The sequence below is a fragment of the Virgibacillus necropolis genome (genome assembly GCF_044793635.1).
Classification (GTDB): Bacteria; Bacillota; Bacilli; order Bacillales; family Amphibacillaceae; genus Virgibacillus_F; species Virgibacillus_F necropolis_A.
In genome coordinates this window covers 2,567,842-2,583,535 of sequence record NZ_CP084992.1, presented here as the reverse complement: position 1 = coordinate 2,583,535, position 15,694 = coordinate 2,567,842, and the positions used below count along the sequence as shown (strand labels likewise).

Annotated in this window: 11 protein-coding genes and 2 riboswitches; of the genes, 6 read left to right on the top strand and 5 right to left on the bottom strand. The window is 38.5% G+C overall.

The annotated features are described in order from the left end of the window. Positions 1 to 368: 368 nt before the first annotated feature. From treR to LG329_RS12500, 4 genes are all read right to left on the bottom strand, one after another. Positions 369 to 1,085: a trehalose operon repressor gene (gene treR / locus LG329_RS12515; RefSeq protein WP_404451163.1), complete on the bottom strand. Its 717-nt coding sequence runs from the start codon at positions 1,083 to 1,085 to the stop codon at positions 369 to 371. Between the two features lie 12 nt (positions 1,086 to 1,097). Continuing rightward, positions 1,098 to 2,747: an alpha,alpha-phosphotrehalase gene (gene treC, locus LG329_RS12510; RefSeq protein WP_404451161.1), complete on the bottom strand. Its 1,650-nt coding sequence runs from the start codon at positions 2,745 to 2,747 to the stop codon at positions 1,098 to 1,100. Between the two features lie 18 nt (positions 2,748 to 2,765). Next, on the bottom strand, positions 2,766 to 4,661 hold the full coding sequence (treP, locus tag LG329_RS12505; protein WP_404451160.1) for a PTS system trehalose-specific EIIBC component: 1,896 nt from the start codon (positions 4,659 to 4,661) through the stop codon (positions 2,766 to 2,768). A gap of 326 nt (positions 4,662 to 4,987) precedes the next feature. After that, entirely contained in the window at positions 4,988 to 6,034 is a 1,047-nt protein-coding gene (locus tag LG329_RS12500) for a PQQ-dependent sugar dehydrogenase (protein ID WP_404451159.1), read from the bottom strand. 169 nt (positions 6,035 to 6,203) lie between these two features. Next, positions 6,204 to 6,310: riboswitch (TPP riboswitch) on the top strand. Positions 6,311 to 6,453: 143 nt separating this feature from the next. Here LG329_RS12500 and LG329_RS12495 point away from each other — a divergent pair. The 6 genes from LG329_RS12495 to LG329_RS12470 all read left to right on the top strand — a co-directional run bounded on the left by LG329_RS12495 (position 6,454) and on the right by LG329_RS12470 (position 13,461). After that, a complete protein-coding gene (locus tag LG329_RS12495) occupies positions 6,454 to 7,062 on the top strand; it encodes a YkoF family thiamine/hydroxymethylpyrimidine-binding protein (protein ID WP_404451157.1) in 609 nt (202 codons plus the stop codon). Continuing rightward, positions 7,055 to 7,633 (top strand): ECF transporter S component, encoded by a 579-nt coding sequence (locus LG329_RS12490; RefSeq protein WP_404451155.1) that lies wholly within the window; start codon positions 7,055 to 7,057, stop codon positions 7,631 to 7,633. Before LG329_RS12495 ends, LG329_RS12490 begins: the two co-directional genes overlap by 8 nt. Continuing rightward, positions 7,630 to 9,306, top strand: coding sequence for an ABC transporter ATP-binding protein (locus LG329_RS12485; RefSeq protein WP_404451154.1), 1,677 nt, complete (start codon positions 7,630 to 7,632; stop codon positions 9,304 to 9,306). The genes LG329_RS12490 and LG329_RS12485 overlap by 4 nt, the downstream gene beginning before the upstream one ends. Next, positions 9,287 to 10,066 (top strand): energy-coupling factor transporter transmembrane component T family protein, encoded by a 780-nt coding sequence (locus LG329_RS12480; protein WP_404451153.1) that lies wholly within the window; start codon positions 9,287 to 9,289, stop codon positions 10,064 to 10,066. Before LG329_RS12485 ends, LG329_RS12480 begins: the two co-directional genes overlap by 20 nt. A 141-nt stretch (positions 10,067 to 10,207) precedes the next feature. Beyond that, positions 10,208 to 10,325, top strand: a riboswitch (SAM riboswitch). Between the two features lie 112 nt (positions 10,326 to 10,437). Continuing rightward, positions 10,438 to 12,195 carry a PLP-dependent aspartate aminotransferase family protein gene (locus LG329_RS12475; protein WP_404451152.1) on the top strand — a complete coding sequence of 586 codons (1,758 nt, stop codon included), beginning with the start codon at positions 10,438 to 10,440 and terminating at the stop codon, positions 12,193 to 12,195. Positions 12,196 to 12,417: 222 nt separating this feature from the next. Beyond that, the gene (locus LG329_RS12470; protein WP_404451151.1) at positions 12,418 to 13,461 is read left to right on the top strand and encodes a homoserine O-acetyltransferase; all 1,044 of its coding nucleotides are present in this window, start codon (positions 12,418 to 12,420) and stop codon (positions 13,459 to 13,461) included. Positions 13,462 to 13,788: 327 nt separating this feature from the next. On the opposite strand, the gene typA is transcribed toward LG329_RS12470, so the two are convergent. Next, a complete protein-coding gene (gene typA, locus LG329_RS12465) occupies positions 13,789 to 15,621 on the bottom strand; it encodes a translational GTPase TypA (RefSeq protein ID WP_404451150.1) in 1,833 nt (610 codons plus the stop codon). Positions 15,622 to 15,694: the final 73 nt, after the last annotated feature.

Sequence of the window (15,694 nt, the reverse complement as noted above, 5' to 3'; positions counted from 1 at the left end):
GCTGGTGAGCCTCCTTGTGCTAACGCACTGCGTAGTCTCACCGATGCCTGTCCTCCCGCAGGAGTCTACGTGTATACGGGCTGCTGGTATAATATTTGTAATAACAGCATTCATTAGTTGAACCAGTCCAGGTGAGTGGAGGGCGGTGACTCCTGCGGGAACAGCACGTGTCCGAAGACCCCGCAGAGTGGTTTTCTCGAGGAGGCTGAGGCCGTGCCCGCGGAAAGCATCCGCCCGGAACGATCCTGGACGGCAGCAATAGCACACGTCTTTGGAAATAAACCTTAGTTACGTCGTTTACATCAACTATGAAGATGAAAAAGCAACAATGCGTACGAAAAGAGCTAATTGAAATAACGGATTCATCATTATTCATTTATTCGGCGTGCAAAGTCAACAAACCGGAATTTATCAGGCCTATGTCTCGATTCAGTATACTGAAACAAACTAGCGTCATCTAAATATACAAGGCTTTTGATCACAACTACATTTGAAAACCCCTCTAAGTCGAGGAATTGCCGATCTTCTTGCGTTGGTTCCTCAACCACAATTTCCTTTTTAGCAAAACTAATAGTTAGATCTAAATCGTTTTCTAGATAACGATAAATCGAATCCTCACATATTTCTTTTGTCAAATTAGGTGCAACCTGCTCATTTAGAAAATCTTTATCCAAAATAACCTTCTCACCATCAATTTCTCTCGAGCGAACTACTGTCCAAACCTTGTTGGTTTGATTTAGGTGTAAAGTATTTTGCAGATTTTCATTGGCAGTTGCAAGGCTGAGTTCATGAACAACTGTTTTTGTTGTTACATTTAGTTTCGTGGCTAGTTCCTTAAAGCTAACTATTCCTGATACCGGAAAATCAAATTTGTTAATATCAATAACAACAGATCCCTTGCCACGTATCTTTTGAATATATCCATCCTGCGCTAATAAATTCAATGCCTTTCGAATGGTTTCTCTTGATGTCGCGTACAACTCGGATAATTCATTTTCTGAAGGAAGCATGGTTTGTTTTGGCCAATAATTCTCTTGTATTTTTAAAACTAAATCCTGGTAAATAGTTAAATATTTCTTTTGCATTGTCATTCCTCACTATTTTAAATCGTACACAATGGATTCATATGGCCTTAGTGTTAGACTTTCAAGGCTCGTTTCTGAATCGGTATAATTCGATAGTAACACATTTCCTTCTGTGAAGGGCAATTCAATTGTTACATTCTGTTCGTAAAAGTTGTTTACGATACATAGTGTTTGACCACTCCAATTACGCGTGTATACGAACACCTGTGGGTGGTTTTCTAGTAATAATTGATAATCACCGTATGTGATAACATCATGTTCTTTCCTAAGACTAATCAATTTCTGGTAATGATAAAAAATTGAATTTTTATCTTGTAAAGCTTGATCAGCATTAATTTGAGGATGATTTTTTGCCACGGGAATCCATGGTGTTCCCTCCGTAAACCCAGCATGATCTTTTTCCGACCATTGCATTGGGGTACGAGCATTATCGCGTGATTTTTGTTGTAAGATGGTTATAATCTCTTCCTGTGATCTTCCTTGATCCATTAATGTCTCATATGCATTTAATGTTTCCACATCACGATAATCATCTATTGATGAAAATTCTGGGTTGGTCATTCCTATTTCTTCACCCTGATAAATATAAGGGGTGCCTTGCATCATGTGAATCGTAGTCGCAAGCATTTTAGCAGACTCTACTCGATAGTTGTTATCATTTCCAAATCTGGATACGGCACGAGGCTGATCATGGTTGCACCAGAATAAGGCGTTCCACCCATTACCCTTATGCATACCAACCTGCCAATCAGATAAGATTTGCTTTAATGCTTGAAAGTCAAATGGAGCAGTCGCCCATTTTTCCCCATTAGGATAATCAACTTTTAAATGATGGAACTGAAATGTCATATTCAATTCATTACGTTCAGGATTAGTATATAATGTACAGTTTTCAAGCGTTGTTGACGACATTTCTCCAACCGTCATCATATCGTGTTTTGAAAAAACTGCTTGATTCATTTCTTGTAAATATTCATGAATTTTTGGTCCATCCGTATAATGTCTACGCCCATCTCCTTCATGATCATCCGGAAACTGTTGATCTTTTGAAATAAGGTTAATCACATCTAAGCGAAATCCATCGATGCCTTTTTCCGCCCAATAATGCATCATATCGTAAAGTTTTGTACGAACTTTTTCATTTTCCCAGTTTAAATCTGCTTGCGTTTTATCAAATAGATGCAAATAGTATTGATCTGTTTTTTCATCATATTGCCAAGCAGAGCCACCAAATTTGGATTGCCAATTAGATGGTTCAGCACCATTTTTAGCATCCTTCCAGATATAAAAATCCCGATAAGGGTTGTCCTTTGATCTAGCTGATTCAACGAACCACGCATTTTCTGTGGATGTATGATTTATGACTAAATCCATGATCAATTTCATTCCACACTTATGTGTCTCTTGAAGCAATAGATCAAAGTCTTCCATCGTTCCATACATTTCATCGATTGAAAAATAATCACTAATGTCATAGCCATTATCGTTTTGTGGTGACTGATAGACAGGTGTCAACCAAATAACGTCGACACCTAGCTTTTGCAAGTAATCAAGTCTACTAATAATCCCTTGAATATCACCAACGCCATTTCCGGTGGTATCCTGAAAGCTTTTTGGATATATTTGATACACAACCGCCTTTTTCCACCACGGTTCCGTCATTTGAAACACCTCACTGTATTATTTTTCTAGTTTCCGTTGAGCAATAAAATACGTAATTAAAAATGGAATTACAATAACAACAGCCATTCCGATAAAGAAAGATGCCATAGCACTTTGAATCGAAAGGAATCCTGGAACTCCACCTATACCAATTGATTCAGCAGTTACACCTTGTAAGGTGATAAATGCTCCGGCTAATGATGAACCGATAACCGCTGCCACAAATGGATATTTAAAGCGTAAATTCACACCAAACATTGCTGGTTCAGTGATTCCAAGCCATGCAGATATACCCGAAGTTAGAGAAAGTCCTTTTAATTTTTCATTTTTTGTGGCTATCCAAATTGCAAATGCCGCTGCACCTTGCGCAATGTTAGAAAGCGCTAATATAGGCCACAAGAATGTGCTTCCTGTCGAACCAATCAACTGAACGTCCACTGCCAATAATGTATGGTGCATACCCGTTATTACGAGCGGTGCGTAAATAGCTCCATAAAGTAGTCCACCGATAATTGGGAATGTGTCAAATATCATAACAATTCCGTCTGTAATCCAGTTTCCGATTGCGAACATAACTGGACCAATTAAGATAAATGTTAGAAACCCTGTAATTAGTAATGCAACTGGTGGTACGATTAACAACTGCAAGGAATCGATAACTTTTTTCCTCATGTACACTTCAATTTTTGCTAATACATAGGAAGCAAATAATACTGGGAGAACTTGACCCTGATAACCGATTTTATCAACTTCAAACCCAAAAAGGTTCCACTTTGGAATAGTTCCTTCTTTTAATGCGTCACCATATGCATAAGCATTTAGTAAATCTGGATGAACCATAATTAATCCAAGCACAATACCGAGAATTGGACTACCACCAAACTTCTTCACCGCTGCCCAACCAATCAAAGCCGGTAAGAATGTTAAGGCTGTATTTGCGATAATATTGATCATACTTGCAATACCAGCCCACTCTGGGTGTACTTCAACAATTGAACGATTATCGTAAAAAACTGGATTCACTAAAATATTATTAATACCCATTAATAGACCAGCTGTTACGATAGCAGGAAGAATTGGAATGAAAATATCTGCCAGTGTTTTAATTCCTCGTTGCAGCGGATTCTGTTTTTGAGCACTTGCTGCCTTTACATCATCCTTACTAGCTTCTTCCATACCAGTTTCATTAATCATAGCTGCATATACTTTATCAACTGTCCCCTGTCCAATTACTACTTGGAACTGACCACTGGATAAAAAGGAACCTTTAACAATATCTAAATCTTCTAATGCTTCTTTATCGACTTTATCCTGATCAGCTAATGCGAATCGAAGTCGTGTGACACAATGTGTAGCTACATTGATGTTATCTTTGCCACCAATTGCTGCAACTATATCCTCCGCTTCCTTGCTGTATCCAGCTTTTGTATTACTTTCAGTTTTACCTTGAAAAGTAGCATTAAATAAAAGTGATTCCCCACCTACTACTACTTTATCGTTTGTTTTCACCAATGTTTCTAATGCATCTCCATTTGTGATGATAATTGGCGTGATAGCACTTTCTGCCTTCTCTTTAATAAAATCTAAATCAAACGTTACCAAAGAATCTCCGGCCTTTACCTGGTCCCCTTGTTTTACATGTGCTTGAAAACCTTCACCATCTAGCGAAACCGTTTCCAAACCAATGTGAATTAAGACCTCTACACCGGATTCACTTTGTAATCCCACAGCATGCTTAGTAGGAAAAATCTGAACAACTTCCCCATCAAACGGTGCAACTACCTTTCCATCACTCGGATCAATAGCCAGACCGTCTCCCATCATCTTTTCTGAAAATGTTGGGTCTGGAACAGCCTCAAGCTGTTTAACTTCACCACTAAGAGGTGAATATATGGTTTCTTTATTATTACTCATATAAAGGACACTCCCTCATCTCAAATACTTTTCAACTTGTATATACATGTTCTAATAAATAGTATAACTTGTATATACATGTTATGCAAGGGCTTACATCAACAGGTTAATTTAACCAATTACCATTAGAAAAATACAATTTAGATTAGATTGACTGATAAATGATTGAATTAGCGGTTATTTAAGGATATCGGGGTTATATTTTAAAAAAAGCGGATATATTTTTATATTGGAAGTTATATTTAAATAACGACCGATAAATCTCTGGAATGGCGGATATATCATTCAGAAAAAGTAAAATTAAAAGAGGCTGCTAAAACAGCCTCTTAACTTGTTCCTGATATAAATAACAAACGATCATCATTTTCAGCTGGATTTCCACGTCCATCTGAATTATTTGTGATAAAATAAATACCTCCATCGGCAGCTAACACGTCTCGTACACGACCAACATCATCAACAATTAATTCCACTTCTTTATTATCAGGATTAAACTTTCTCACACCTTCACCTCGTAGTGAAGCGAAATAAAAATCACCATTTAAAAAGGTCATTCCTGATGGCGCCCATGTAGATTCTCCCGAGTGAACTACTGGTTCTTTCATACCTTCTCTCGATTCATCACCCCTTATCACAGGCCAGCCATAATTATTTCCTTTTTGAATTAGGTTGATTTCATCATAAGCATTTGAACCATGTTCTGTGGCATATAAATCACCTGCATTATCCCAGGCGAGTCCCTGCGGATTACGATGTCCGTAGGTATAAACATAAGAGTTTTCAAAAGGATTATCACTAGGGATAGTTCCATCCAAATTCATTCGCAGGATCTTACCGGAAAGACTGTCCAAATCTTGGGCATTACTTGCTATCGTAGCATCTCCGGTAGTTATATATAACTTATTATCTGGTCCAATTGCGATTCTTCCACCTTGATGAAATCTTCCACCAGGAATTTTATCGAGTAACACTTCAACTTCTTCCCAAGTATCATTCGTTTCCTTCATTTTAATCACTCGTTGATAATATGTATCATTTTCTTGATAGGAATAATAAGCGAAGGCCTGTTTTGTTTCTGTAAAATTTGGTGGCATAGCTATCCCAAGCAATCCAGCTTCTGGTTGACTTGATATATCCTTTTCAAAATCCACTGCTTTTCTTGATTGTTCACCGTTTTTAACAGTTACAATCGATCCAGTTCGCTCACTTATATAGAACGTATCATTTACTAGCTGTATTTCCCAAGGTTCTTCTAGATTTTGGGCTACAACCTTTCTTTGATTATTGGTAGCAGGTTTTTGTTCTGGTTGAACATCTTGCTTTTCAGAACATCCTACTATGATGGTGAGTAAACAAATTATTACAACAGCCAATACGTAACGAATCAGATCTCATCTCCTCACTTGGAATGGTTTTCTATAGTTTATCGAAAAATTATATATGGTACAAATTAAAAATAGTTAATTTTCGGAACGAGATGATTGCCCCCTTTACAAGACAAAATATACTCGTTAAGATAGAAATAGAAAAGTTGCATAATAACCTTAGCACTGGGGGAGCTGCTGTGAAAGTGGCTGAGAAGAAATTTATTCTGACCCTTTGAACCCGAACTAGATAATACTAGCGTGGGGAAGTGTGGTCGAAGCTCGTATTTTTTATGTCTTTAATACATACAAGCAGACTGCATTCCACGAGGGATGCAGTTTTTTTAATGTAATTTTATAGAGGCGCTATTCTTAGAACTACTTTCCATCAAGCGAATGGCCGCCCAACAAACTAGGAGGAAATAATAATGACAAATCAACAATGTTCAGGTTCACGTATCGCTGGGTGTAGTTTTTCTGTTCATCCAATGAGCGATAACTTTATTGAAATAATTACGGAAGCATTAAAAAATGTAAATACATCCAAGGTCTGGATGAAAACGGACGATGTGACAACAACTATCCGGGGGAAACTTGTGCATGTTTTCGATGTTACAAAAGCTATTTTTATCCATGCTGCAAAAACAGGTGAACATGTTGCGTTTCAGGCGACATATTCATTAGGCTGCCCAGGTGACTCAACGGGAGATGTTTATATGGCGGAAGATGATATATCAGTTAATAACACACAAATAAAAGACATCACGCAACCAGTTGCCGCTAAATTTTCCCTTTATCCATTAGGTGGTGGAAACTATATGGACGTAATCATGGAACAGATTGAAGCTATGAGAAAACATGTCGACGTTACACACGCACATTACTCTACTAGATTAGGTGGAGAATCCATTAAAGTTTTCAATGGATTAGAACAGGTTTTCAATGCAACAGTTGATGGTGGGTCAAATCACACGGTGATGACAGTCTCTATGTCAGCAAATAGTCCATCACATAAAGGGACGAACGAACATGAGTAATTGGCGTTTTAAAGAAATTGTTGTCTTGTCAGCACTATCCGTTGTATTCGCAGTTGTTTATTTAGCATTTCTTCCTGTTGGGAAAATTCTTGTGGGATTTTTCGGACCGATTGGTTATGACCTTATATTTGGAATTTGGTTTATTGTTTCAATTATCGCAGCTTACATTATTCGCAAGCCTGGTGCAGCCTTTATCTCGGAAACGATTGCAGCGATGGTCGAGGTTTTACTTGGCAGTGCAGTTGGTCCATTACTTATTGTATCTGGAATGATTCAGGGACTCGGTGCCGAGGCTGCGTTTACAGCAACAAGATGGAAAAATTACTCAACATGGGTGCTCATGGCTGCAGGTGTGGGTGCTGCAGTGTTTAGCTTTGCATATGGCTATTTTATGAGTGGTTATGCTGCACTATCAACATCTTATGTACTTGGTATGTTGATAACACGCATAGTAAGTGGTGCACTAATCGCTGGATTACTAGGAAAAGCATTAAGCGATGGTTTAGCACAAACTGGAGTCTTATCTAGCTTTGCTTTAGGAAAAGAACGCAGAAGGAAGAGAGTAGCATGAACAAGAAGCCACTTGTAAGCGTCCAACAGTTGTCTTTACGTTTTGAAAATCAACTGCATAACGACACCCTATCTGAGGTTAGTTTTGAATTGAACGAAGGTGAAACAATTTTGTTGCTTGGGCCAAGTGGCTGCGGAAAAAGCACGTTAACTTATTGTTTAAACGGCCTATACCCACGTGAACTGGATGGAACGATGAATGGTGATGTTTTCATCAAAGGTAAACAATCGACTAACTACAAACCAGGTGAGCTTAGTCGACATGTAGGTGTTGTATTTCAAGACCCAGAAACACAATTCTGTATGCTTACCGTTGAAGATGAAATTGCTTTTGGTTTAGAAAATTTAAATGTCCCTCGTCAACTGATGGATGAAAAAATCAACGATGCACTTTCACTTGTTACTATGACCGCTTTTAAGAAGTCGGCTATTGCATCTCTTTCTGGAGGACAAAAACAAAAGCTAGCCTTAGCATGCATTTTGGCAATGGAACCAGGTTTGCTTATATTAGATGAACCTACCGCAAATTTGGATCCAATCGCAACAAAGGATTTAATTAAAACCATAAAACATTTGAAACAACAAAAAGAATTTTCCCTTATCGTCATTGAACACCAATTAGACGGTTGGATAGAACTGATTGACCGCAGTCTTTTATTAAATAGATCCGGAGAAGTATTCTACGATGGGTCACTTCGAAACGGAGTCGAGAAAAATTTAAAGAAATTAAACGAACAAGGTATTTGGCTTCCAAAGGTAACGCAATATGTTTTACACCAAAGAAAACGGTGGGGAAATTTTATCCCGTTAACCATTAACGAATTTACTGACCAAGCAGATAAATGGTCGCTAGTAAAATCGGAGCCTCAACCACTAATTAACAAAAACAATCTCGACGCCATTCTTGAGGCAACCAATATTTCATGGGTAAAAAAGCATCGGGAAATCCTTCGAAATGTCTCACTCAACCTGTATGACGGAGAATTCGTTGCCATTATTGGTGCGAACGGTAGTGGTAAAACATCACTTTCGAGAATTTTGGCTGGTATCCAAAAGCCTACGTCAGGGACCATTCATGTAAAAGGGAAACCATTACAAAGGTGGAAGGAAACTTTTTTACGTGATGAGATAGGATATGTGTTCCAAAATCCAGAACATCAATTTATTATGAACTCTGTGTTTGATGAGGTAGCATTCAGTTTACGATTAAAAGGCATGAATAATAACGACATACATGAAAAGGTCAGTTTCATATTAAAGACATGTGGATTATCGAAACTTGAAAATGAGCATCCGTATACCCTTAGTCAAGGTCAAAAACGCCGTCTTAGTGTAGCAACTATGATCGTCGACAATCAGCGACTACTCATTTTAGATGAACCAACTTTTGGACAGGATGCACATTCTACCAACGAATTAATGAACCTGCTAATTGAACGGCATAAACAAGGAACCAGCATTGTCATGGTCACACATGACATGGAGATTGTCCATCACTATGCAAATCGAGTAATTGTTATTGAACAAGGAGCTATCGCAGCTGATTGTCATCCAAGTGAATTATGGAAAAGATCACCCGCGACACTACAAGCCTGGCAGCTCGAGAAACCTATTCAGATTCAGCTCCAAGATATCTATGAAAAGGAATCTTATTATGTTTCTACATCGTCTTAACCCAAGTATAAAAGCATTAACGATCGTATTACTTGAGATTATGTTAGCATTAATATTTGACCCGATTACACCATTTCTATTTATGGTTTGGACAATTACACTAACGTTCGTTGGTGGGAATATAAATTTGAAGAAGTATTGTTTATACTTTCTGCCATTTCTCATTATTGCATTTGGAATGCTTTGGACGACAATTGTTTTTGCGGATACGCCTAAACATCCACAGGAGATAATAAACTTTCTTGGATTCAACATTCCCGAGGAGTCCCTTACGACCGCACTTGCACTATCATTACGTGTTTTAAGCGTTGCAGCATTGGCACTGTTGTTCATTTTTACTACAGATACTGTGGATTTCATATTAAGTCTTATCCAGCAATTAAAATTATCACCAAAGATTGCATATGGTGTATTAGCTGGGTACCGGTTTTTACCAATGATGAAGAATGAATTATTCATTATCCGTTCCGCTCACCGGGTTCGAGGTTTTGATCAGGCAAAAACGCTTCGCGGGAAATGGAATCAATACAAAACATTTTCAATACCATTGCTTGCAAGTGCTATCAGAAAGGCAGAACGTACTGCAATGGCAATGGAATCAAAAGGGTTTACTGGAGATAAAAATCGAACGTTTTATCGACTTTTTTCCATTTCATCACATGATTGGTTCTTTTCAATTTTGATGGTTACTGCTTTTCTAGGGATTGTATACCTTTCGTGGCATTTAGGGTATTTCCAGTGGTATAGTGGTGAACTTTAAAGGCCACTGTCTCTTGTGCGAGTGAACATTGATACCAAAAAAATGAGGATCGCGATTAATTTTGATTTTTTAATCTTTTTTCAAAATAACTGTTGACATGTATTGAGTAGTGGATATATAATAGTCATTAAATTTAAACAACTCTTATCAAGAGCGGTGGAGGGATTAGGCCCTGTGAAGCCCGGCAACCATCAAGCTAGATTTTTAGCTATGAAAGGTGCTAAATCCTACAGGTCAGTAATGATCTGGAAGATAAGGGGAGGACCGTCGTTACATACACGCCCTCTTCTTAGGAAGGGGGCTTTTTATTTTCCCACTTTTCTAACCCCAGACCATTAATTTAAGGCCAACTACAAAAGGAGGAATTATTAATGTCAAATTTCAATTTTCACAATCAAGAAACAGTATTACTACACGGTGGTCAAAGTCCTGATCCAGCAACGGGTTCACGGGCTGTGCCTATTTACCAAACAACGTCATATGTATTTCGCGATACAGAACATGCTCAAAATTTATTCGGATTAAAGGAACCTGGGAATATTTATACACGCATCGGCAACCCTACCGTTGATGTTTTCGAACAACGTGTCGCTTCACTTGAAGATGGAGTTGCTGCAGTGGCGACATCATCTGGAATGGCAGCAATTACACTCGCAATTTTAAATCTTGCTGGTGCAGGTGATGAAATAATTGCAGACAGTAATTTATACGGAGGGACTTACAACTTATTCGCTAATACGTTACCGCGATACGGAATTGATGTTAAGTTTGTAAATGCTCAAAATCCTGAAGAGATTCAAGGTGCAATTACAAATAAAACTAAAGCTGTTTTCGGTGAGATTATTACCAATCCTAGTCTTAACGTTTTTGATGTTGAGACGATAGCTGCAATTGCCCATAACCACAACATACCGCTAATTATTGATAATACATTTGCGACACCATATACAACCAAGCCATTGACTTGGGGAGCAGATATTGTGGTCCACTCCGCTACAAAATGGATTGGCGGTCATGGAACAGCGATTGGTGGAATTGTTGTTGATGGTGGTCGTTTTAATTGGGATAACGAAAAATTCCCAGGATTTACTGAACCTGATGATAGTTACCATGGAATTCGCTATGCAGATGTCGGGCCAGCAGCGTTCGCAACAAAATTACGCGTACAATTACTTCGTGATATCGGAGCATGCTTAAGTCCACAAAATGCCTTCTTACTACTACAAGGTTTAGAAACGTTACATTTACGTGTTGAAAGACACAACAAAAATGCTGAAGAAGTCGCTGAATACTTACAAAAACACCCACAAGTTGAATGGGTTAACTATCCTGGTCTAAAAGAACATCCATCTTATGAATTGGCAACGAAATATTTACAAAATGGGTTTGGTTCCATCATAACGTTTGGCATTAAAGGTGGACGCGAGGCAGGCACAAAACTAATCGACAACGTCACCCTATGGTCCCACGTGGCAAATGTTGGAGATGCTAAATCCTTAATTATTCACCCAGCATCAACAACACATCAACAGTTGGGCGAGGAGGATTTGAAAAAAAGCGGTGTTTCTGAAGAATTAGTTCGCTTGTCAATTGGTATTGAATCAACGAAAGATATATTGTTGGATTTGGATCAAGCAATTGCGAAAGCAACAAATGAACCCCAAACGATTGGTATAAGCACAGAAGACGCAACAAAATGGTTATTAAGCTCACCATTCAAAAGATACGAAGGTACTATAAGTAAAAAAGTAATAGCTATATTCAATCTAACTGACCATTCAAGCCAACTATATAAAAATGCAGAGCAACTGCAACAACTTGGCTTTCAAATTGTGCCAATTAATGAATCCGAGCAAGAAACCCTTGGTGAAAAACCTTATAAACAACTAGCTGACGTTCCGTTTAACGTAGATGCGGTTTGGTTAAATGGAAAGGTTTCACCGACAACAATCGAACAACTCATTAATAAAGAAGGAAAAATATTATGGGTTGAAGAACCAGTTGTTCATGATCAAACATTAGAAAATGCAGCGGCAGCCGGAATTACTGTTATTTATAGTAAAAATCCTTATCTTGAAGCAATCCGCTTACGAGGTAATGGCAACGTAAATACACCTGTGGAAGTCTAGGTTATTTATTAAAGCAAGGAATATTAGAAAAACGCAAGCGCCTTGGTCAGCCCCGACAAGTTTAAGACGAATCTCTTAGTGATGATTTTTATCACAAAGAGATTTGACTTAAAACCTCAGGCGGGCTAGGGCGCTTGCGCTAGACAGAGTAACGCCAAAGTTTTCTTTCTTACCTTATTAAATGGCGACAAGCCTTAAGTTTTCTAAGAGAGGATGGGTCATATGAAATGCCAACAGAAAACAAAATCAACAATAGGAAATATTTCATTTGGCCCACTCTTTTTATCATCTGGGGAAATAATCAATGAGGTAACATTGCGTTATGAACGTGTCGGGCCAATCGGAGCACCGGTGATTTTAGTGTGCCATGCCCTAACAGGCAACCATATTACTGTCGGTACAAACGAAATTCCAGGTTGGTGGCACGGTTTAATTGGTAAGGAAAAATATATTGATACGGAAAAATTCCAAATCATCACATTCAATATTCTTGGCGGTTGTGATGGTTCTACTGGTCCAACTTCCATTAATCCAAATACAAATGAAATTTATCGAATCGAATTTCCATCCATAACAATCCGTGATATGGTACATGCACAATATCACGCATTAAAAAGGTTAGAAATCGATAAACTCGCAGCAATTATCGGTGGTTCTCTTGGTGGTATGCAAGTGCTAGAATGGGGAATTCTTTATCCGGCAATGATGGATAAATTAGTACTTCTAGCTGCTACACCATTTTTTTCCGATTATGGAATTGCCTTTAACCACATTGCATTATCCGCTATTCAAAATGATCCTGATTGGAATGGTGGACTTTATCATGAGACACAGGCTGTTAGTGGATTAGAATTAGCGCGAATGGTTGGGATGGTTACATATCGAAGTTCTACTTTATTTACCGAACGATTCGACAGAAGAAAAAGAAATTCCGGCTTTGACGTCACATCGTATTTAGACTATCAGGGGCAAAAATTAGTTCAACGATTTGATCCCAATAGCTATATCTATTTATTACAAGCCATGGACGGACATGACATAGGTGAACAACGAGGTGGTTGGCAACACGCTTCCCAAAAATTCAAATGTCCACTATTAGCCATTAGTTTTGACAATGACTTGATATATGAGCCCCCTCTTATTAAAGCTTTCGCTGATTCAGTGGTAGATAGTTCCTATTACCACGTGCAAACCAAATATGGCCATGACGGTTTCTTAACCGAATTTGAAAAATGGGGAAAAATTGTTCAAACGTTTGTTGAATAAAGAAAAGCGAAGGCGACTGGTCAGAAGCGGACGCATAAGCAAGGAACCAAAGAACGAACGGGTTTGTCGTTCTGAAGTGTTCATTGCTTATGACGGCAGCTTCTAGGAGCCGCAGCTGGACATGAAAAGCGGAGGCGACTGGTCAGCGGCGTACAGATAGATGGGACTGTGAAGTACGGTGAACTTTCCGTACATTCATCAGGACCAACTATCTGCTAGACGCTAGGAGCCGCAGCTAGACAAGAAAAGCGAAGGCGACAGGTCAGAAGCGGACGCATAAAGAAAACTCCCGAAAGAGACATTCACTCTTTCGGGAGTTTTTATTAATTATGTTACAGCATTCGTCTTCTTTGAAGCTTTTTCACGTTCGTTTTTGTTTAATATTTTTTTACGTAAACGAATCGATTCAGGTGTAACTTCACAATATTCATCATCGTTCAAGTACTCGATTGCTTCCTCTAATGACATAGTTCTTGTCTTTCTAATCGTAGAAGTTTGGTCTTTATTTGCTGAACGAACGTTAGTTAAGTGTTTTTCTTTCGTGATGTTTACTGTTAAATCATTGTCACGATTATGCTCGCCAACAATCATACCAGCATACAACTCTGTACCTGGCTCAACAAAAATAACACCGCGATCTTCCAGTTGCATGATACCATAAGTTGATGCTTTACCATTCTCAAGTCCAACTAGAACACCTTTAGTTCTGCCACCAACCTGGCCTTTGACAAGTGGTTCATACGTATCAAACGTATGATTCAGAATACCATAACCACGTGTCTGGGACATAAATTCAGTTGCATATCCGATTAATCCACGGGAAGGAACTTTAAATTCGATACGAACCTGTCCGTTACCATGGTTAATCATATCAATCATTTCACCTTTACGAGCTCCAAGTGATTCCATTACACCACCAGTGTAGTCTTCTGGAACATCCACTTGTACACGCTCAACTGGCTCACATTTTTGACCGTCAATTTCTTTAATAATTACTTGTGGTTTTGAAAGCTGTAATTCATAGCCTTCGCGTCGCATATTCTCGATTAAAATAGATAAGTGTAATTCTCCACGCCCCGAAACAATCCATGCGTCTGGTGATTCTGTTGGATCAACACGTAGACTCACATCTGTTTCAAGTTGTTTCATTAAACGCTCTTCTATTCTTCTTGAAGTTAAATATTTACCCTCTTTACCTGCAAAAGGACTATTGTTTACAAGGAAAGTCATTTGCAATGTTGGTTCATCAATACGTAAGAAAGGTAATGCTTCCGGATGATCTTGTGGGCAAAGTGTTTCCCCAATATTGAGATCGTCAATACCAGCAATTGCAACAATGTCCCCTGCCTTTGCTTCTTCAATCTCAATACGTTTTAACCCAATGAAGCCGAATAATTTCGAAATACGGGATACTTTTTGAGACCCGTCTTCTTTCATTACTGCAACTTGTTGTCCTACTTTAATCTTCCCACGGAAGACACGACCAACACCAATTCTTCCTACATAGTCATTGTAATCAAGCAATGCTACTTGAAATTGCAATGGATCAGCCGAAGTATCAGCTGGCGCTGGAATATTTTCCAAAATCGTTTTGAAAACAGGATCCATTGTTTCTTCCTGTTCTTCTGGCTCATCACTAGAAGTACCATTTAATGCGGACGCATAAACAACTGGGAATTCTAACTGTTCATCATCAGCCCCAAGTTCGATGAATAAATCAAGCACTTCATCGATTACTTCATTTGGACGAGAGCCTGGGCGGTCAATTTTATTTAAAACTACTACTGGAGTAAGTTTTTGTTCTAATGCTTTCTTTAAAACAAATCGAGTTTGTGGCATACAACCTTCATATGCATCAACGACCAATAAAACACCGTCAACCATTTTCATGATACGCTCCACTTCACCACCAAAGTCGGCATGCCCTGGAGTATCCAAAATATTGATTGCTGTATCGTTATATTTTATGGCTGTGTTTTTAGCAAGAATCGTAATTCCACGTTCACGCTCAATATCATTTGTATCCATAGCTCGTTCATCCACTTGTTCATTTTCACGAAAAGTACCCGAGTATTTTAATAATTGATCCACAAGTGTTGTTTTACCATGGTCAACATGGGCGATAATCGCGATGTTCCGAATATCTTCTCTTAATTGCATATTAGTACGCTCCTCTTTCGTTACGGATAACTCAAACTATACTAGTATAGCACAATGCATCTATTTTTCAAAA